The following is an 18,308-nucleotide window of genomic DNA, read 5'->3' as shown; positions in this document are numbered from 1 at the left end:
ATTTTACAAACTGGGAATTTCAGCTACTGCAAAGGTAGAACCTCCTATAAATATTAAGTCCTTATCAGAAGCATTTTTTTGAGCCATTTTGAAAGCTTGGGCCACAGTTGGAAATGAATCACCCTTTAATCCATATTGATCAGCTATATCTTTTAGTTCATTAGCATCTAAGGCACGTGGAATATTGGCTTGGGTAAAGTAATATTGCGCGTTCTTGGGGAGTAATTCTAAAACACCTTCCAATTTTTTATCATTTACAGTGGCAAAGACGAAATGTAATTGCTCAAAAGATTCATTCTCCAACATTTTCACGATATGTTCAAAAGCAGCAATATTATGCCCAGTATCAGCAATGATTTTTGCTTGAGATTTTTCATTCGGTATGCGCTGCCATCTTCCTTTAATTCCAGAATTATCAATCACTTTTTTTAATCCATCTTTTATATGATTGTTCGTAATGGAGTATCCTTTTTCTTTTAAAATTTGTAAGGCAGTAAAAACGCTTTTTAAATTTTGAATTTGATAGCTGGCTGAAAGGCCTGATTCAAAATCTAAAATCTCAGAACTATTTAGATTCTCAGCAGTCATTTTCCAGTTTGGAATGGATTCTTCTTTTACAGAAATCTTAAACTTCTCATTACTATCAAAAAACGGAGCATTTTTGGTATTTGCTATATCTTTAATAATTAACATAAGTTCATTTTCTACTAAAGAAGATATTATAGATGTATTTTCTTTAATAATACCAGCTTTCTCTTTAGTGATTTCTTCCAGCGTATTACCTAAAAATTGCTGATGATCCAATCCGATTTGTGTGATAATAGAGACCTCTGGTTGGATGACATTGGTGCAATCGAGTCTGCCTCCCATGCCTACTTCTATCACGGCAATATCTACTTCTTCTTTAGCAAAATAATCAAAAACCATAGCAGTAGTCAGTTCAAAAAAAGATGGTCTTAATTCTTCAATGATGGGCTTGAATTTCTCCACATATTTTATCACCTCAGTTTGTGAGATAGCTTCTCCATTTATTCTCATTCTCTCTGTGAAACTTTTGAGATGAGGAGAAGTGTAAAGTCCGGTTTTATAACCAGATTCTTTTAATATAGATGCTAAAAAAGAAGCAGTACTCCCCTTTCCATTTGTCCCGGCAACATGAATGAATTTCCCCTTTAAATGTGGATTGCCTAATGACTTTAATAAAGCAATGGTATTTTGGAGGTCCTTTTTATAGGCCGGACCACCCACCCTTTGAAACATAGGTAATTGTTCAAATAAAAAAGCTTCCGCTTCCTGATATGTCATTTTATATGAGTTCTAAGATTAATTCGAGCGAATCAAAAATGTGATGGTTCCTTTGTATTGTGCGACTATTTTACCAGATGATGTTTTACTAAAAGTTAATTTAGCCACTTCATCTTGATATATTTTTGCTACATCTGCTGAAACTGTAGTGGTCAGTGTCCTTACACTTATTACCTCTCCATTATTATCTACTCTTATCTCAAACACAATTTTCCCGCTTTGGTTTGATGGGTCATCAGGATCTGGAACTCTATCCCATTTCCAGCCAGCCATATCTAATTTACTGCCGTTGCCTCCGCCTTGTGGCCCCATCATGGCATCTGCATCAACTTCGCCCTCAGGGTTTCCTTGGTCACCTTTTTTATCATTGGTTTCTCCTTGCGTTTTAGTGTCTCCAGGAAATAACGCATTAGGATTGGCTTTTGGCTCCTCTTTTTTCTCTTCCTTCTTTTCCTGTTTTGGTGTTTCTTTGGCTTTTTCTGTAGGGGTATCTTCCACTTTTACAGGTGCATCCTCTTCATTTACAGCTTCTTCTACTACTTCTTCAGCAGGTTCCGATACTTCTTCTACAACATCATTTGCGTCTGATTCTGTAGTTTCTTCTATTTCTTCTTCAACTGATTCCTCAGCTTCTTCTGTAGGGGTCTCTTCTATTTCTTCAGCTTCCTGACCAGAAACAGGCTCATTACCTGAGCCGCTATTATCGATGCCCATATTCAACTCAATTCCATACTCTGGTAAAGGTGGATAAGGTTCTTTCCAGGCGGTAACCCATAGGAATAGCAGGAGCAACAAAATATGAAGCCCAACAGAAACGGATATTCCAATTATCCGATTTTTCTTTTCCTTATGTGCATAATCACTCATTTGGCTGTGCTGCAATCGATACTTTTGCTTTTAAAGACGAAGCTATACCTGCAACCCTAACTAAATGTTCGGTTGCCACACTTTTATCAATGTGTAAAACCACAACACCTTCGTCAGCATTTCTTAATTCTCTTTTGATAGCCGTTTCTATATCTGAAACAGCTACTCTTTTATCGTTAACGAAATACAACATGTCTTTTGTTATGGTAACGCTCACTTTTTGCATTACTATATTAGTCGACTTGCTGGATGGTAAATTAACAGGCAACCCTGATGGGGTAATGAATGAAGAGGTTAACATAAAGAAAATCAACAACAGAAATATTATATCTGTCATGGATGACATGCTGAAAGCAGGATCAACTTTATGTCTGGGTTTCATTGACATAGCGCCTTATTTAGATTCTTGAAGTAAATCAATAAACTCAACCGAGGTATATTCCATTTTGTGAATTACCTTCTGTACTTGCGTTACCAAATAATTATAGCCTAAGTAAGCAATAATACCAACAGATAAACCAACTGCAGTAGTAATCATAGCTTCATAAATCCCTTCTGATAGTAATTTAGGGCTGACAGAACCTTCTTCCTGTGCAATGGCTATAAAAGCTTGAATCATACCTGTAACGGTACCTAAGAACCCGATCATAGGTGCTGCACCGGAAATGGTAGCTAGCAATGATAAATTCTTTTCCAATCTATAAATTTCAATTTTTCCAACATTCTCAATTGAGACCTCAATATTCTTTAATGGACTTCCAATTCTTGAAACACCTTTTTCTAACATTTTAGCAATAGGTGTTTCATTTTGAGAGCACATCATTTTAGCCTGATCAATTTTCCCCTCAGAAACCAATGATTTCACTTGGGTTAATAAACCAGTTGGAGTTTTGGAAGATTTCTTAATTGTTAAAACCCGCTCCACAAAAATAGCAATTGCGGCTGCTGATAATAACAAAAGGGGAATCATAACATATCCCCCTTTTAAAAGTAAATCGAACAAATTAACGCTACTGTCTGAAGCGTTTACTATTGCAGAATCTGCAACAGTGGTAACTTGTAATAGTGTCATATTTTAAATATCAATATTTCAATGGCCAAGGTTGCTCTTTAAATTGCCCTGATAATTCTGTAGCTCTTGTGCTTGCAGTAGCAAAGTTTTCAGTCTCTTCAATAGCTACCCTAGTGAATTTACTCTTACCAAAAGGTGGAATAATATAAGCATTAGTACCGTTTTTAATTAAATCTTCGGCATAGTCTTGAGCTAAATCATCATCAAAGAAACTACCCACAACAACATATGAACGACCTGTTCTTGAGTTTAGTGTATTGACAACACCTTCAGTCGGTTCTTCCGGCTCAATTACCTCAGGTTCAGGCTCTACTGGCTTTTCTACAACATAAGAAGTTGTATCCTTCACAGGAGCTTGAACAACTGGTTCTTTTTCAGGCTCCCTTAAAAAGAAGTAGTAAATTAATGCAACAGCAATTAAAATAATAATCGATAATGTAATAATAATTGGTGCTGCAGACTCCTTTTTAGGCGGAGTATAAGTAGGAACTGGTTCTTCCTCTTCCTCATCTCCAAATGGATCTGGATCATACTCAAAATCCTCCTCAGCATCTGAAGTAGATGTGGTTTCAGTAGTTTCTGATGTATCAAATGAAGTTTCAGTAGTTTCTGATTCATCAACAGTGTCTTGATCAGAATCAAAATCGTCTGAGGAATCTGAATCATCATCTAAATCAGGTAGACCGAAATCTTCATCATCCTGTTCCGGCTTATTATGTAAGTTTTCATCTTTATACTCTTCGTCTTTTTTGTCCTTTTTGGCCATATTCTGGTAATTTAAGGTTTACTCTAGCTTAAAAGTATTAAAAAATTATAATACTTTATAAATAAACTATTATTTTTCAATAAAATCAATACCTAATCTTAATTAGTTTTGACTCTAAGAATCAAATATAATGGCAAATATTGATATTAAAAACATTAAAATGAATATGTGAAACCCGCTAAAATTTGAAAACCACGGTTAGGATACCCCAAGTAATACTCGTATTTATTGGCTATCAGGTTATTAGCATGTAAGAAAATCAAACTCCTATCGCTTAACTGATATCCTAATTTTATTCCTAAATCATATATAGGCGGTATTGACTCCCCTATATTAAATGAATAATTAGCATTTTCTTGAACAAATGTATTTGCATTATTCATGCTACCCTGCAAATGCGCATTTAACCCAATCTTTAATTTATTAACCACCCAATACTCAGAATTAAATTTTAATCGGAAATTAGGACGAAAAGGCATTAACTGAGTATCTCCCACATCATAATAAAAATAATCACCTCTAAGGTTGATCCTCAGCTTATTGATATTAGTTGACAATGAAGCATATACGTTAGCTTCAGTATTATTTTGATTAAAATATTTAGTCCTAAACCGAATTTCTCCTTGACTTTCCTTATAGATTGCTTCATAACCAAAATTATGGCGAACAGAAGCAATACTAAAACCAAACTCATACCCTATATAATTACTTACTGAGCCCGCTATACCTCCATACATCTGAAATGGCATCAAAGTATTATTAACTTCTACCGTATTATCTAAATAAGGATTTTCCATAAGGAAATCTCTATATCTATTAGCTCGTACATCCCCTTTCAATCCTCCAAAAACACTTAACTTTTCAAATGGTGTATAAGTAATATTCAAGTCGGGATAAACATGAAGTTTATTCATACCTACCAATGTATCATTCTCATGGACAAAATTAAACCCTAATCCAATTTTAAGATTTTCCATTGAAAACTTAACGCCAGGTTTAAATCTCAAAAGATTTCGATTTCGGGCAGAATCAAGCACATCAAATTTCAAACTGCTTAAGTAACCATCAGAATTAAAATAAGCTGTCCACTCTTTATTTATCTCAAAGCTATTTTCAATGTTGTAATCAAATGAAAATTCCGAATTGTTGATATTGGTAAACAACTGATAGATATCCATATCAGCATTATAATGATATTGGCTATTTTCATTTTGGTCTTCTAATGATATTCTGGCCCCTAAAGTATGAAAAGTTCGCTGCAAAGTATCCCTATCTACTTCTGAATACAATGCTGTGTCATAACCATACAGATAATTATTATGTCTTTCATAAAAAGCCTCCGCATTTACAACGGCTTTGCTAAAAATCATTTTCCCATAAGGATTCACTCTTTGATAACCCGAACCCGAATTTCTTCCGTCTATAGGTCCGTTAGCAAAACTTTGATGAAATAAATTGACTCCATAACTCCTATCCTTACTTCTTTTACTGGCAAAATTTCCTTCAAAATAAGAAGCTCCATAATTCCCTCCTCCTATTTTAACTTGATTGGCATAAAGTTTTTCTAGTTTCTCGTCTTGAATAGTAAGAACCCTAATTCGAGGTGCTAAGCTATTGAGATTTGGAACAAATTGTCGTGAATTGAATTCTACATCTATAGCAGATTGATTATTTTTAATTTCAGGCACTTTTTTAAAATCTCTGTTAATTCTCGGCAGATCAATTTTACGGTTTTTCTCTATAATGACCTGAGAATCCTCAAGATCTCCTTCCTGATTCCAATTATCCTGGCCCATTACGACAAGGGGGAAACAAAAAACAATGAATAAAATATATCTTAGCATATTAATTTTTTGTAGAGTCATTTTCAATTACTTCTTCCATTTCAATAGTATTCTCTGAACTATCCTGTTCAACTTCAGCATCTCCTTCTTCTTGTTCTATTATATCAAGCTTCAATTGAGCTTCATCTTTCAATACTTTTGAATCCGCATTTTCAATTATAGAATTTAAAGTAGCTTTGGCTTGGAAGATTTCACCTATCGCTAAATAGTTATCTGCAATCAATAAAAATGATTTACCTAACCATTGAGCATAGGAACCAAAATTCTTATTCAATTCAAATAAAGTATTAATAGACTCTTGATAGTTTTGAGAATTATATTGCATTAAAGCGATCATATATTGAGATTCTGCAGCAAATTCATCTTTAGCAGCATTAACCGCATTTTGAAAACTCACTTTTGCTTCATCATATTTACCTTGATAGTAATTCGCCATTCCTTTGTTAAGATAAGCCTCGTTAATTGCATTAGCATTAACAGCTGCTTCCTCCAGTATTAAATCTGCATACAAGATCATCTTGCTGTAATCCGATTTTGCTTTAGCAATTTCTAAGAGCCCTGTGTATGCATTATATTTATCCTTCTTGTTTTCAGCCTGATCCAAAAGCTTAGTGAAATACAAACGTGCTTTATCGAACTCTTCTTTCTCTAATTCTATTTCAGCTATTTTTTGAATAGAACGTTTATTGAATGACGTTTTATTATCCTCCACAACCTGATAAAACAAATCTAAAGCTTGATCAAATTGATTATTTCTGTAATAAGAATCGGCTAAATAATACCTAGCTTCTGCTGTCAAGGAATGCTCTGGATAGTTTTCAATATACGCTTTGAATGATGAAATTGCTCTATCATATTTTTGATTGAAATACAATGACTGTGCGGCATCAAATTCAATTTTGGTCACTTCACCATCATTAGGATTGGCATTTTTATAGGCCATCAGGTATTGATCCAAATCACCTTCTTTATTCATGATAGAATATAACTCCTGCAATCCAGCTAAAGCTCCATTAGCTGTGGAATGCGTTAAGTAATTCTTCAAAATCAAAGTATAATCTTCTTCTGTCTTTTCATACTGCTGTAAATTAAAATATGCCAGAGCTCTTTTCGAATATGCAAATGGTCGCAAAGGACTCTGCGGTAAGCTTTTCAATAAATTAGAAAAGCCAGCAATTGCAGTTTCATATTGACCTGATTCAAAAGCTAATTGAGCTTTTTGAAATAATGCATTATCATAATAATTGGAATTGGAATAGTCTCGAATTACCTCATCAAAACTTTGATTAGCTAACTTATTTTCACCATTTATACTATGAATTACACCTTTTTGGAAATAGGCATAATCAATATTGGAATTTCTCTCATCAATGGCTTTCTGATAATAATTAATTGCCAATTGGTAATTTTTAGTCACATAATAGCAATCTGCCAATCGAATTACGGCATCTTGATAATAAGTAGCAGATTTTCCATTTTTTAAATATTCTTTAAAATATTGAAGAGATTTTTCGAATTGCTTATCATTATAATATGCATGGGCTAAACCATAATTCAAATTTGCATACCAGCTATCAGAGTTATTACTATTCCTAAGGGATTTTTCGTAAGAAGAAATTGCTTCTTTATATTTTTTTCCAGTGGAGAAAGACTCTCCCATCCAAAAATAAGTTTCGCCAAGCAATGCCCTATTCTGAGGATATTCTACAGATTTCTGGAATAGCTGCATGGCACGATAATAATTCGCTTGATTGAAATATTCTGCCCCTTGATAGAACGTAACCTTTTGATACGCTTCTTTTAACTTCAACGATTTATTATCAATAGATTCCAGGAACTTAATAGCTTGATCGTAAGCGTTGGAATTTAAATAAGCCTCACTCAGTAATTCATTTGCTTGAGTTAGATAACTACTATTAGGATACTTTTGGATAAAAGATGAAAGCTCATTTACTGCACTAGCAGTATTACCTTGTTTTAAATATAATTTAGCCAGTTGAAAATGACTTTCTTCGGCAATACCTTCATTAAAATTCAAGAGTTTTGCCTGCTCATAAGCATTTGTGGCAAACCGGTAATTTTCTTTTTTTACATATAATTCCCCTAGATAATAAGCATTAAATTGTGAAAGTGAATCCTTAGCAATGCCTACTTCTTCAAAAAGCTTGATAGCCTCTTCATAATCCTTCATTTGATAGGCTACATATCCCATACGATAGAGCAACTCCCTATCCATTTTGCTTTTACTCTCATTTCTAAATTCTTCAAAATATTCGTTTGCTTCCTCAAATTTATTTTGTTCAAAATAGGCGTCTCCAATTATTAATTTGATATTAAGCGCTTCTAACCTGCTTAATCTAGGCAATAAATCCTCAGCATAATCAATTAACTTTTGGAATTGATTTCTTTGATAATAAATATTGGCAATCATATTTGCCGTTGAGATTTTGTAAGCATCATTTTCAGCTGCTCTTTCTAAATCAAGGAGCGCTTCGTCAAAGTTCTTTTGCTCAAAATTTATATAACCAGCATAATAATTTGCAGCAGATTGGTATTGATTATCACGTCTTTTTAATCGATTAAAAAAAGGCAAGGCTTCATCAAAAGCCCTTCGACTGAAATAGGCATAAGCAATTTTGAATTGATAATGAGTTTTATCCTCTCCTCTTAATTTCTCAGCATTCGTTTTTTCATAATACTGAATAGCCTTAGCATAGTTTTTTTCCCTAAAATAGAAATTACCTAATTCAAAATAAGCTTCAATTGCCTTGGGATGTGTGGGATTAGATTCTACAAATGATTTGATGCGTTTTTCACCGTTCGCTTGATACAGGTAAATAGAAATAAGCGCACTATAATACTTAGCATTATTCTCTTTAAGCCTATTTTTATCCTGATGAGTCAAATAATCTTCAAATTTATTTTGTGCCGCTGTATATTGCTTTTGCTCAAAAAATTCTATTCCATCCTGATAGATTTTATCGGCCTGCGTATTAACAAAAGCGTATTGGCTAAATGAAGAAAAGGGAAACATTAAAACGAGTCCCAAAATTAAAATATTTTTATTCATTCTGATGGTGATAAGTCTGATACATTAATTTAAACTGATAAACCTGTCAGGTTTAGAACTGGCTACTATTACCAAATATTTGAATTATGATACCATATCAAAAAGAAACCCTGACAGGTTTAAATTTCTATTTTGTTTAACGTCATTTCAACTAAATAACTGAATAATTAATCATTTATTTTTTCAGTGCATCAATTTGTATACCAATTCTTTCATTAATTGTGCCTCGGTAATATTCGCTGTAACTCCCTTGAACATTAAATCAGCCTGAAAGATATAGGCTAGATTCTGAATGGTTTTATTCAAATTGAATCTTCTGCTAGCAGCCAAATAATCTTTAGCGAAAAATGGATTTACACCAGCTGCCGAAGCCACTCCTCTTTCACTTTTGTCGGGAGAATGATGAATGAGCAAAACCTTAGTGAAAAAAGCATGAAGAAAAGCAATATTCACCACAGCTGGATGGTTTTTAGGGTCTGAAGCAAAATAGTTGATGATTCTATTTGCTCGCAAAGCATCACCTTTAATGATAGCATTCTGTAATTCAAAAATATTGAAATCCTTGTTGATGCCTACATACTCCTGAACCAAGCCTTCATTGATTTCAACAGGATCAGAAAAATTCACTAAAACTTTATCAATCTCATTGGAAAGTCTTTCCAGGTTATTTCCAATATATTCTGTGAGCAACAATAATGCTTGTCTATTGATGGTATGACCTTTTGACTTCACATAATTTTGAATCCAATCGGGCACCTTATTTTCATATATCTTATTGGATTCCAATAAAATAGTAAACTGTTCGAGCGTTTTAACAATTTTCTTACGCTTATCAAGCTTTTTGTGCTTATAGCAAAAAACCAATACCGTTGAGGGCTGTGGACTTTTTAGATAGTTTTCGAACATTGAAAAGTCAAAATCACTTTCCGTAAATTCTCCAAGATTTTGAGCTTCTTTAACAATAATGACTTGTCTTTGTCCCATCATAGGAAAAGAGCGAGAAGCAGAAACCACTTGATCAAGCTTTACATCTTTCCCGTATAAAACTTGCTGGTTAAACCCTTTTTCACTTTCGTCTAAAGCGTTCTTTTCTATATAGTTACTGATTAAATCTATAAAATAAGGCTCCTCTCCATGTAGGAAATAAACGGGTGCATAATTGCCTTTTTCAAGGTCTGCCAGTATTTGCTCTGCTGCTTTTGCCATAAAATTAATGTAATGGTGCGAATATAAACTTTCCTTGCGGGAGTATCAAGTAACTAGTATTGAGTATCGAGATTTAGGAATTCCTTAATCAAACTTTAGAATACCAACTTTCCTTTGGTGATGCTAACCTAATTTCCCCTTTGGAGATTAAGGGGCTTTCATCTCCTCCAAAATATGATACACCGCAGGACATACCTCAGCATTCTTAAAAGTCTTCTTTAGGATCTGATGCATTCTTTTTCGATTGGTATGCGGGTATTCTCTGCAGGCTGTGGGTCTGTTTTTATAGACTATGCATTTATTATCATAGCCTAAAAACGGACAAGGCGCTGAATTCAAAACATAATCTTTGTCTTCATCTAAATGAAGATAGGTTTCTATAAATTCAGGCACTTTCATTTTCAAGGCTTTGGAAACCCTTTCTATATCAGATTGCTGAAAAATTGGGCTAGTTGTTTTGCAGCAATTCGCACAATCCAGGCAATCCATTTTCTCGAAAACCTTTGCGTCTAAATCATGAAATTCATCATCCAGCTTTTTCTTCTTGCGCAATTTCTGGTAAAAAACTTTGTTTTGAGTAACATAATCCTTGCTGTTTTCTTTCCAGATTTGATATAATTCATTGCTCATGATTATGAAACCAATTAAACCAAATAAATCCCATCCTCCTTAATCTGGATTTTCTTTTCTTTATAAAGATGCCCGATTTGTCTTTTGAATTCCTTTTTGCTTAGTCCAAACACATCATAAATTTCATCTGGTTTCGATTTATCATGATAAGGCATAAAACCATTATGGTCTCTTAGTAACTCTAGTATTTCCTTTTGCTTTTCTTCCTTTTCAATTTTCCACTGCACATCCATTTTGCCATCAGCTCGAATGGACTTTATCTTTCCCTTGCCTTCCATTCCGATGTCTAGTGGATCAAAAACAGTGTTTTCGTATACTAAGCCTTTATATTGCTGATTGATGACTACCTCATAACCTAAATCTGTGATTCTATAAATCAACAAATCTACTTCTTGTCCTTCTTTCAAATCTCCTGAACCCGTTTCCAAAAAGGATTCAATATGCATGGAAGCTACTATTCTTTCGGTTTTGGGGTCTAAAGTGACATAAGCCACAATTAAATCGCCTACCTCTAATTCATCTGTTTGCTCTGAAAATGGTATTAAAAGCTCTTTTTCTAATCCCCAATCCACAAAAGCACCCACCTCCGTTATTTGCATGACTTCAAACAATCTCGCTTGATGCAGTTCAGCCAAAGGCTTTAGAGTAGTTGCTATAGGACGCTGAGCTGAATCTTTATAGATAAAAACATCTATCTCGTCTTCAATTTTCTTATTCTGTGGGACGTATTTATTGGGTAATAATACATCTTCTTCCCCATCGCTGAGATATAGTCCCTGAGGTGATTCTCTGACTACTTTTAAGGTATTCCATTTTCCTAATGCTAACATGCCTGCAAGTTAAGTTTGTTTTTTTGAAAAAGGAAGTATGAAGGTTGACAGCTTACCATTTGATTAGTAATAAATATTAAGTCAGTGTAATCAGATCTGAAAAATATATTTAACAAAAAATCGTTAATTTGAAAAATAAAAAAATCATTTTATGAAAAAGCTAATTTATTATGTAATTGCAATAGGGTTTTCTTTGCAATCATGCTCCCAAGACGAAATTAGCCTAGACCTCAATCCAACCACCTTTAATCTTAGTCCTCAGGCACCAGAAGTTATTAAAAGTAACAATTCATTTGGTTTAGCACTTTTTGGTAAAGTTTCTGAAGGAACAGATGACAATCTAATGCTGTCACCTCTCAGTGCATCAGCAGTCCTCACTATGTTACTCAATGGCTGTGAAGGTGAAACCTACAATCAACTCAAAAACACACTTGCTTATCCTGAAGGTATGGATATCCAAAACATCAATGAAACCTATATGATGTTAGTCAAACAGCTATTAGAAGCTGACCCTCAGGTAAAAATGTCATTAGCAAATGCTGTCTTTTACCGTGAGCAGTTTAATGTGAAGCAATCCTATAAAGATATCCTAACTCAAGACTTTAAGGCCAATGTTCAGGCTTTGGATTTCAATGAACCTGCGGCTCTTAACACCATCAATCAATGGGCTAGTGACAATACGAATGGAAAAATCCCTAAGGTTTTAGAAGGAATTAGTAGTGATGCGGTCATGTTTTTGATGAATGCATTGTATTTTAAAGGCGATTGGACCTATCAATTTGATAAAAATAAAACCGCTCCATCCACCTTTTTTCTGGAAGATGGAAATCAAATTCAGGTTGATATGATGAAGGGAGCAATTGGTTCAAAAAGAACTCATCACAATGGGTCAGCCATTATTGAAATGCCTTATGGTAGAACCAATTTCAGTATGGTAGTCATGATTCCTAATGACAGCACAAACGAATTTGTAAGTAATTTGGATGAATCAGCTTGGAATGAAATTACTACATCTTTAGATGAACAAAATGAGTGGTCTGAATTTGATGTTTTGATGCCTAAATTTAAATTTTCCAATGAGAAATATCTTAATGGCCAACTGCAGAGCATGGGCATGATTGACGCCTTTTCCCCTTTTGATGCTGATTTGTCTGGTATTGCTGATGCCAATATTTATGTGTCCTTTGTCAAGCAAAATACTTTTGTAGAAGTAAATGAAGAAGGCACAGAGGCTGCAGCTGTTACAACAGTAGGTATTTCCCTAACAAGTGGTTTACCGCCTAGTTTCAATGTTAATCGACCCTTTGTATTTGCTATACGTGAGCGCACTACAAATACTTTAATATTTATAGGGAAAGTGATGAATCCTTTGAAAAACTAGCTAATAATAAATTTAATGTCTGCTTACTCAAAAACCCGTTTCATCCTGACAGTTTTTCCAAATTCTATTTCCTGAAGCCCCAGGCATTCTGTGTCACGGCAAAATTCTAATTGAGATGAAACTCTAGAGATTAAGCCAGTATTAGCAGCATAAACCTCAATTCTCTGATCAAAATTAGAAATGGAATCCTGATTATCTTCTTGAATTACCTGAACTGTGTTTTCAAAGGTAGAATCTCCTAATTCATAGGATTGAAAGGCTTTGAAAATTCTAAATTCATCTTCCTCAAATTCTTGAGGATGCCCATTCCAGCTTTTACCTTCTGCAATAGGGAAACTTAATTTTATTTCTTCTGAATTGCCTAATTTCAATATCGCTAAATTAGAAGTGCGCGTTTTGACTATAGTTGAGACTACTTCCTTTTGATCGTTTTGGTTAATTCTATAGCGATAACCTTCTAATTTTACTCCATTATCAATAGCCAAAGAATCAGTCCATTCATCTTGAAGGAAATAGCGACTGGTATCTATGGTACCGTCATTATTGTAATTGATTTCTTCAACTACATAATTATCGATATTTTTAAAATCAATAGGAAAAAACTGTAGCCCCAGAATTTCTTGATTTGGAGCTACAGATGAATTATCACAAGCTGTGATAAATATTAAGAGACTAAACAGAAGTAGATAAAGCCTCATTTTTTAATTTTTGTTGATTGAAAGATGAATGTATCCAGCCACCGCCAACTACATCATCCCCTTCATAGAAGACTGCCGCTTGACCTGGTGCAATTGCAGGAATACCATTTCCAAAAAATACTTTCATAGTATCTCCTACTTGCTCGATTACAGCTGGAGCGCCATCATCATTATATCGAACTTTGGTTACAGTATCTAATCGGTCTTCTAAAGACGTATATTTACTCATGACCAAATTTTTGACATACATACCATCTCTGGAAAGTTCATCAAAAGTACCTAAAACTACTCTGTTTTTATCCTTCTGAATTTCAGTTACGTAAACTGGATAGCCCAAAGCAATCCCCAGACCTTTTCTTTGTCCAACAGTATAGAAAGGATAACCTTCATGAGTTCCGACCACAGTGCCATCTTCCAAAACGAATTCTCCTCCTTTAACTTTTTCTTCTAAACCTTCGACTCTTCTTTTCAAGAACCCTCTATAATCATTATCAGGTACAAAGCAGATTTCGTAAGATTCAGATTTATTGACCAATTCATAGAAACCTTTATCTTCAGCCATTTTACGTATTTCAGGTTTTGTTAAATCACCTAAAGGTAAAATGGTACGACTTAAACTTTCTTGAGAAACACCCCAAAGCGCATAAGATTGATCTTTATTCAAATCCTTTCCCCTGGAGATGATATATCTACCGTTCTCTTCTCTCACTTTAGCATAATGGCCAGTAGCAATATAATCACAACCTAGTTTATCAGCTCTGCGCAATAATGAATCCCATTTAATATGCGTATTACACAGTACACATGGATTAGGCGTTCTTCCTGCCAAATATTCATCCGTAAAATGATCGATCACATAATCGCCAAATTCTTCCCTGATATCTAAAATGTAATGTGGAAAGCCCAGATTCACTGCTAAATTTCGGGCATCATTGATGGAATCCAAGCTGCAACAGCCTGTTTCCTTTTTGGAACTGCCTGAGGAGGCATAATCCCATGTTTTCATGGTCATTCCTATGACTTCGTAGCCTTGTTCATGTAATAGAACGGCTGCCAATGAGCTGTCTATTCCACCGCTCATGGCTACTAATACTCTTCCTTTTTTGCTCATAATTCACGTTTTCACAGGATTCACAGTCCTGCTTTGGTGATACATTTATTTCTAATTACCAACAACTTTTATTGGTATAAAGTGCAAAGGTAAGGAAGATTTATTGAATCAATTACGATTTTCAAAACTTATACATCAAAAAAAGGCTTACTGTTAGGTAAGCCTCTTTCATAATAAGTTAATAATTAATACTAGTAATTATCTTCAGTTCTCATCCAATCAAGAATATTAGATACTGTTTTAACGATTTGATTATCATCCATTGGGGCATCTCCGCCAAAAGCACCATCACTAAAACCGGACCATACTGTAGATCCACTTTCTTTATCGATTATAGAAATTAAAAGAGTGCCTTTCTTAACTTCATCCACATCTTTATCTATTCCATATTCATTTTCAGTAAAATCGCCCTGTAATTGGCCATCTTTACCAAAAATTAAATAAGAAACCAGCATCTCTCCTCCAGATTTGATATGTTTGTAATCTTCAGTTATTAACTCATGCTTTATAGCATGCTCAACTTGTTTTTTAACTTCCATCGAAGGGAAAACAGGAACAGCATAGGCGGTTATGCTCGCCATATATTCATCACTAATTATTAAAGCTTCTTTTGTATTTGGGTCAGCTTCTTTTGTGGGATCTAAAAGACTAAAAGATTCATAATTTTTATCAATCAGACCATCTCTTAATTCAGAATAAATCGATTGTGCATTAAGATTTGTTACTATTAAAATCCCTTATTAAATTTTTCATGGTATCTAGTTTTTTTTGTTAAAAGGTTCATATATAAGTACTGCTAATAAAGTTTTAAATGATGATAATCAAAGTTTTATGAATTAATTTAGACTTGGATAAAACAGTGAAATATTCGTAACAGAACAATAATTATGATAGGTATGAACAAAGATTTTAGTTGCGAATATTTTTATCTTTAATCCTGAAAAGCCACAGAAAAAGTAAATAATTTAGTCAATTATTGAGTGTAAGTATATTCTCAATAGTCCCTTTATTACTGGTGAAAGATTAGGATTCAAAGTATAATCCTATGGAAGAATTAACTGTAGCTCTTATTCATCTTAGCATATCCCAAATTATCTAAACATAATTTAAAATTCAAACTTAATTCTTATTGTCAAATTCATGACAATTTCATCATTTTATCAAACCTTTTTTATAATTTAGACCGTTATTGTGTAGAAAAAATTTAAATAATATACTTTATGAGTTTACAGCGTTCGGCTCTAGCGCCCTTATTCGATTTAAAAGATATTTTTGGAAGACAAATCAATCTTGAGGATTATAAAGACAAAAAATTGTTAATTGGCTTTTTTAGACATGCAGGTTGCCCATTTTGTAATCTTAGGGTACATGCGTTAACAAAAGTGCACGAAAAACTGAAAGCTAAAGGGTTGGAAATGATTTTCTTTTTTGAATCTAAAGAAAGCGTATTATTGAGAAGTTCATTCCATAAAGAGGTATCTCCTATCCCATTGATATCTGACCCTGAAAAAGAAATTTATGGTAAGTATGGTTTAGAGGAATCCAAATCTATATCTACAAAAAGCCATATTACCAGCTTTATTCAAACAGCTATTAAAGCAAAGTTCAAAGGAGTTCCAATGAATATGCCTGAAGCTCAAGAATCTTTAAATACAATTCCGGCTGAATTTTTGGTTGATAAAGGACTAAGGCTAAAGAAACTACATTATTCAAAATCATTAACTGATAGATTGGATTTAGATCTTATTGAAAAATTTGCTGATGATAGTAGTATTTTTGATGAAGCCTCCTGAAAAAAGTAATTCAAATAAATCAAAACATGGAATTGATTTTAATGAGGCTAAAAAATTATGGAATGATTCTTCGAGGGTAATTATTACTGCAAAAAACATTGATGAAAGTCGATATTTACTAATAGGGAAAATTAATAACGTTTTTTGGTCTGCAATTTTCACTATAAGAAATGATAATATTAGAATTATTTCAGTCAGAAAAATTGAAAAAGACATCTATAAAAGCATCTGAATTTGACTCAAAGTTTGATAATGGAGAGGATATTTCTGAATTTTTAGATTTAGAAAATGTAATAAAACCCGCAAATAAGCCTAAAAGAGTAAGTATTGATTTTCCTGAATGGATGGTATTAGAACTTGATAAGGTTTCTAAAAGATTAGGAGTCACTAGACAAAGCGTTATCAAAGTTTTCATTTCTGAAAAGCTTAAAGAGAAATCTTTATAAAATTTAGTAGGTTATCAAGTTATCCATATAGCAATATCCATTTCCAATAATTTCCTTAACTTTTGGAAAAAAGTGAATGCTTAAAAAATTAAAGCAATTGGGTCCGGGAATGATAGTGGCTGCGGCTTTTATCGGACCGGGTACCGTGACTACAGCTAGTATGGCTGGAGCAGGATATGGATACACCCTACTTTGGGCCATGCTTTTCTCCATTTTCGCAACCATAATTTTGCAAGAAATGACTGCTCGTTTAGGAACTCAGGCGAAAATGGGCTTAGGAGAAGCAATTCGTAAAAAATCCACTAATAAATTTTTAAAGTACTTAAGTTTTGGCCTGGTTATTAGCGCAATAGTCATCGGGAATGCTGCTTATGAATCAGGGAATCTGGCAGGGGCCGTATTAGGTTTTGAAAATTTTCCGGAAGTATTTGGTATTAATTTATTGCTCATCTTTATTGGAATCACTGCTTTTATTTTATTATATCTTGGCAAATACAAATACATCGAACGCTTTCTGGTATTATTGGTAAGTGTAATGGGGGTGGTTTTTATTTTTGCAGCCATACTTTTACATCCTTCAATAGTTGAAATCTTAAAAGGACTTTTTATACCAGTTATCCCTGAAAAGGCAGGTTTAATGGTAGTTGGATTAATTGGAACCACGGTAGTCCCTTATAATTTATTCCTTCATGCTTCGGCTAGTAAAACGAAATGGAAAACTGGTGATTCACTAAAACTCTCAAGACTGGATACTATTTTATCAGTAAGTTTAGGGGGATTAATTACCATGGCTATAATGATAACTGCTGCTGTTGCTTTTGAGGGAAATCCTCAGGAAATAGATGGTATCGGGGCCTTGGGAGAGCAACTAAAACCCATTTTAGGCGATTGGTCAACTCATTTTATTGCATTTGGATTTTTAGCCGCTGGCTTTTCGTCCAGCATAACTGCTCCTTTGGCCGCAGCTTTTGCGACCTCGGAAATATTGGATTGGAAAGGTGGTTTGAAAAATATAAAGTTCAAAATGGTTTGGGCTTTTGTGCTGTTAACTGGAATTATTGTTGCTTCGCTGGGTTTTCGACCAACAGCACTAATCCTTTTTGCACAAGTTGCCAATGGACTGCTATTACCCATTTTAGCGGTCTATCTTTTATGGATTGTGAATGATAAAGAACTTATGGGAAATCATGCAAATTCAAAACTCATTAATATAATTGGCGTTGTGGTAATTATTGTAACTTTACTATTAGGCTTAAAAAGCATATTCACTGCTTTAGGAATAATATAAT

At 33.9% G+C, this 18,308-nt stretch carries 18 protein-coding genes; 5 read left to right on the top strand and 13 right to left on the bottom strand.

The window, feature by feature from the left end:
- Positions 1 to 3: 3 nt before the first annotated feature.
- From Q0L29_RS16545 to Q0L29_RS16500, 10 genes are all read right to left on the bottom strand, one after another.
- Positions 4 to 1,305 carry a folylpolyglutamate synthase/dihydrofolate synthase family protein gene (locus Q0L29_RS16545; RefSeq protein ID WP_296623452.1) on the bottom strand — a complete coding sequence of 434 codons (1,302 nt, stop codon included), beginning with the start codon at positions 1,303 to 1,305 and terminating at the stop codon, positions 4 to 6.
- A gap of 18 nt (positions 1,306 to 1,323) precedes the next feature.
- Positions 1,324 to 2,172, bottom strand: a complete 849-nt coding sequence (locus tag Q0L29_RS16540) for a hypothetical protein (protein ID WP_296623451.1) — start codon at positions 2,170 to 2,172, stop codon at positions 1,324 to 1,326.
- A complete protein-coding gene (locus tag Q0L29_RS16535) occupies positions 2,165 to 2,560 on the bottom strand; it encodes a biopolymer transporter ExbD (RefSeq protein WP_296623450.1) in 396 nt (131 codons plus the stop codon). The genes Q0L29_RS16540 and Q0L29_RS16535 overlap by 8 nt, the downstream gene beginning before the upstream one ends.
- 6 nt (positions 2,561 to 2,566) lie before the next feature.
- Positions 2,567 to 3,244, bottom strand: a complete 678-nt coding sequence (locus tag Q0L29_RS16530; protein WP_296623449.1) for a MotA/TolQ/ExbB proton channel family protein — start codon at positions 3,242 to 3,244, stop codon at positions 2,567 to 2,569.
- Between the two features lie 10 nt (positions 3,245 to 3,254).
- On the bottom strand, positions 3,255 to 4,010 hold the full coding sequence (locus Q0L29_RS16525; protein ID WP_296623447.1) for a hypothetical protein: 756 nt from the start codon (positions 4,008 to 4,010) through the stop codon (positions 3,255 to 3,257).
- Between the two features lie 155 nt (positions 4,011 to 4,165).
- Entirely contained in the window at positions 4,166 to 5,854 is a 1,689-nt protein-coding gene (locus Q0L29_RS16520; protein ID WP_296623446.1) for a hypothetical protein, read from the bottom strand.
- Position 5,855: 1 nt separating this feature from the next.
- Positions 5,856 to 8,924 carry a tetratricopeptide repeat protein gene (locus tag Q0L29_RS16515; RefSeq protein ID WP_296623445.1) on the bottom strand — a complete coding sequence of 1,023 codons (3,069 nt, stop codon included), beginning with the start codon at positions 8,922 to 8,924 and terminating at the stop codon, positions 5,856 to 5,858.
- Between the two features lie 183 nt (positions 8,925 to 9,107).
- Positions 9,108 to 10,130, bottom strand: a complete 1,023-nt coding sequence (gene holA / locus Q0L29_RS16510; protein WP_296623444.1) for a DNA polymerase III subunit delta — start codon at positions 10,128 to 10,130, stop codon at positions 9,108 to 9,110.
- Between the two features lie 147 nt (positions 10,131 to 10,277).
- On the bottom strand, positions 10,278 to 10,760 hold the full coding sequence (locus Q0L29_RS16505; protein WP_296623443.1) for a YkgJ family cysteine cluster protein: 483 nt from the start codon (positions 10,758 to 10,760) through the stop codon (positions 10,278 to 10,280).
- Between the two features lie 14 nt (positions 10,761 to 10,774).
- Positions 10,775 to 11,590 (bottom strand): S1-like domain-containing RNA-binding protein, encoded by an 816-nt coding sequence (locus Q0L29_RS16500; RefSeq protein ID WP_296623442.1) that lies wholly within the window; start codon positions 11,588 to 11,590, stop codon positions 10,775 to 10,777.
- 151 nt (positions 11,591 to 11,741) lie between these two features.
- Here Q0L29_RS16500 and Q0L29_RS16495 point away from each other — a divergent pair, with 151 nt between their 5' ends.
- Entirely contained in the window at positions 11,742 to 12,971 is a 1,230-nt protein-coding gene (locus Q0L29_RS16495; protein ID WP_296623441.1) for a serpin family protein, read from the top strand.
- A gap of 23 nt (positions 12,972 to 12,994) precedes the next feature.
- Here Q0L29_RS16495 and Q0L29_RS16490 read toward each other — a convergent pair whose 3' ends face one another.
- From Q0L29_RS16490 to Q0L29_RS16480, 3 genes are all read right to left on the bottom strand, one after another.
- Entirely contained in the window at positions 12,995 to 13,669 is a 675-nt protein-coding gene (locus Q0L29_RS16490; protein ID WP_296623440.1) for a hypothetical protein, read from the bottom strand.
- Positions 13,644 to 14,780, bottom strand: coding sequence for a tRNA 2-thiouridine(34) synthase MnmA (mnmA, locus tag Q0L29_RS16485; RefSeq protein ID WP_296623439.1), 1,137 nt, complete (start codon positions 14,778 to 14,780; stop codon positions 13,644 to 13,646). Before mnmA ends, Q0L29_RS16490 begins: the two co-directional genes overlap by 26 nt.
- Positions 14,781 to 14,971: 191 nt before the next feature.
- Entirely contained in the window at positions 14,972 to 15,361 is a 390-nt protein-coding gene (locus tag Q0L29_RS16480; protein ID WP_296623438.1) for a DUF4136 domain-containing protein, read from the bottom strand.
- A gap of 639 nt (positions 15,362 to 16,000) precedes the next feature.
- Here Q0L29_RS16480 and Q0L29_RS16475 point away from each other — a divergent pair.
- The 4 genes from Q0L29_RS16475 to Q0L29_RS16460 all read left to right on the top strand — a co-directional run bounded on the left by Q0L29_RS16475 (position 16,001) and on the right by Q0L29_RS16460 (position 18,307).
- A complete protein-coding gene (locus tag Q0L29_RS16475; protein ID WP_296623437.1) occupies positions 16,001 to 16,573 on the top strand; it encodes a peroxiredoxin-like family protein in 573 nt (190 codons plus the stop codon).
- The gene (locus Q0L29_RS16470) at positions 16,542 to 16,805 is read left to right on the top strand and encodes a BrnT family toxin (protein ID WP_367275804.1); all 264 of its coding nucleotides are present in this window, start codon (positions 16,542 to 16,544) and stop codon (positions 16,803 to 16,805) included. The genes Q0L29_RS16475 and Q0L29_RS16470 overlap by 32 nt, the downstream gene beginning before the upstream one ends.
- Positions 16,744 to 17,019 (top strand): CopG family transcriptional regulator, encoded by a 276-nt coding sequence (locus Q0L29_RS16465; protein WP_296623436.1) that lies wholly within the window; start codon positions 16,744 to 16,746, stop codon positions 17,017 to 17,019. The genes Q0L29_RS16470 and Q0L29_RS16465 overlap by 62 nt, the downstream gene beginning before the upstream one ends.
- A 76-nt stretch (positions 17,020 to 17,095) precedes the next feature.
- Positions 17,096 to 18,307 carry an Nramp family divalent metal transporter gene (locus Q0L29_RS16460; protein WP_296623435.1) on the top strand — a complete coding sequence of 404 codons (1,212 nt, stop codon included), beginning with the start codon at positions 17,096 to 17,098 and terminating at the stop codon, positions 18,305 to 18,307.
- Position 18,308 lies beyond the last annotated feature (1 nt).

The organism is Marivirga sp. (assembly GCF_024636815.1).
GTDB lineage: Bacteria > Bacteroidota > Bacteroidia > Cytophagales > Cyclobacteriaceae > Marivirga.
Note: the sequence above shows the minus strand (reverse complement) of the source record. Positions and strands in the feature narration are given on the sequence as shown.

Excerpts from the sequence above, each read along its gene's own strand:
- Q0L29_RS16505 (WP_296623443.1), bottom strand. The coding sequence starts at position 10,760 with ATGAGCAATGAATTATATCAAATCTGGAAAGAAAACAGCAAGGATTAT.
- Q0L29_RS16490 (WP_296623440.1), bottom strand. The coding sequence starts at position 13,669 with ATGAGGCTTTATCTACTTCTGTTTAGTCTCTTAATATTTATCACAGCT.
- Q0L29_RS16495 (WP_296623441.1), top strand. The coding sequence starts at position 11,742 with ATGAAAAAGCTAATTTATTATGTAATTGCAATAGGGTTTTCTTTGCAA.
- Q0L29_RS16470 (WP_367275804.1), top strand. The coding sequence starts at position 16,542 with ATGATAGTAGTATTTTTGATGAAGCCTCCTGAAAAAAGTAATTCAAAT.
- Q0L29_RS16535 (WP_296623450.1), bottom strand. The coding sequence starts at position 2,560 with ATGTCAATGAAACCCAGACATAAAGTTGATCCTGCTTTCAGCATGTCA.
- Q0L29_RS16475 (WP_296623437.1), top strand. The coding sequence starts at position 16,001 with ATGAGTTTACAGCGTTCGGCTCTAGCGCCCTTATTCGATTTAAAAGAT.
- Q0L29_RS16525 (WP_296623447.1), bottom strand. The coding sequence starts at position 4,010 with ATGGCCAAAAAGGACAAAAAAGACGAAGAGTATAAAGATGAAAACTTA.
- Q0L29_RS16530 (WP_296623449.1), bottom strand. The coding sequence starts at position 3,244 with ATGACACTATTACAAGTTACCACTGTTGCAGATTCTGCAATAGTAAAC.
- Q0L29_RS16465 (WP_296623436.1), top strand. The coding sequence starts at position 16,744 with ATGATAATATTAGAATTATTTCAGTCAGAAAAATTGAAAAAGACATCT.
- Q0L29_RS16520 (WP_296623446.1), bottom strand. The coding sequence starts at position 5,854 with ATGCTAAGATATATTTTATTCATTGTTTTTTGTTTCCCCCTTGTCGTA.
- Q0L29_RS16460 (WP_296623435.1), top strand. The coding sequence starts at position 17,096 with ATGCTTAAAAAATTAAAGCAATTGGGTCCGGGAATGATAGTGGCTGCG.
- Q0L29_RS16545 (WP_296623452.1), bottom strand. The coding sequence starts at position 1,305 with ATGACATATCAGGAAGCGGAAGCTTTTTTATTTGAACAATTACCTATG.
- Q0L29_RS16480 (WP_296623438.1), bottom strand. The coding sequence starts at position 15,361 with ATGGCGAGCATAACCGCCTATGCTGTTCCTGTTTTCCCTTCGATGGAA.
- mnmA (WP_296623439.1), bottom strand. The coding sequence starts at position 14,780 with ATGAGCAAAAAAGGAAGAGTATTAGTAGCCATGAGCGGTGGAATAGAC.
- Q0L29_RS16500 (WP_296623442.1), bottom strand. The coding sequence starts at position 11,590 with ATGTTAGCATTAGGAAAATGGAATACCTTAAAAGTAGTCAGAGAATCA.
- Q0L29_RS16515 (WP_296623445.1), bottom strand. The coding sequence starts at position 8,924 with ATGAATAAAAATATTTTAATTTTGGGACTCGTTTTAATGTTTCCCTTT.
- Q0L29_RS16540 (WP_296623451.1), bottom strand. The coding sequence starts at position 2,172 with ATGAGTGATTATGCACATAAGGAAAAGAAAAATCGGATAATTGGAATA.
- holA (WP_296623444.1), bottom strand. The coding sequence starts at position 10,130 with ATGGCAAAAGCAGCAGAGCAAATACTGGCAGACCTTGAAAAAGGCAAT.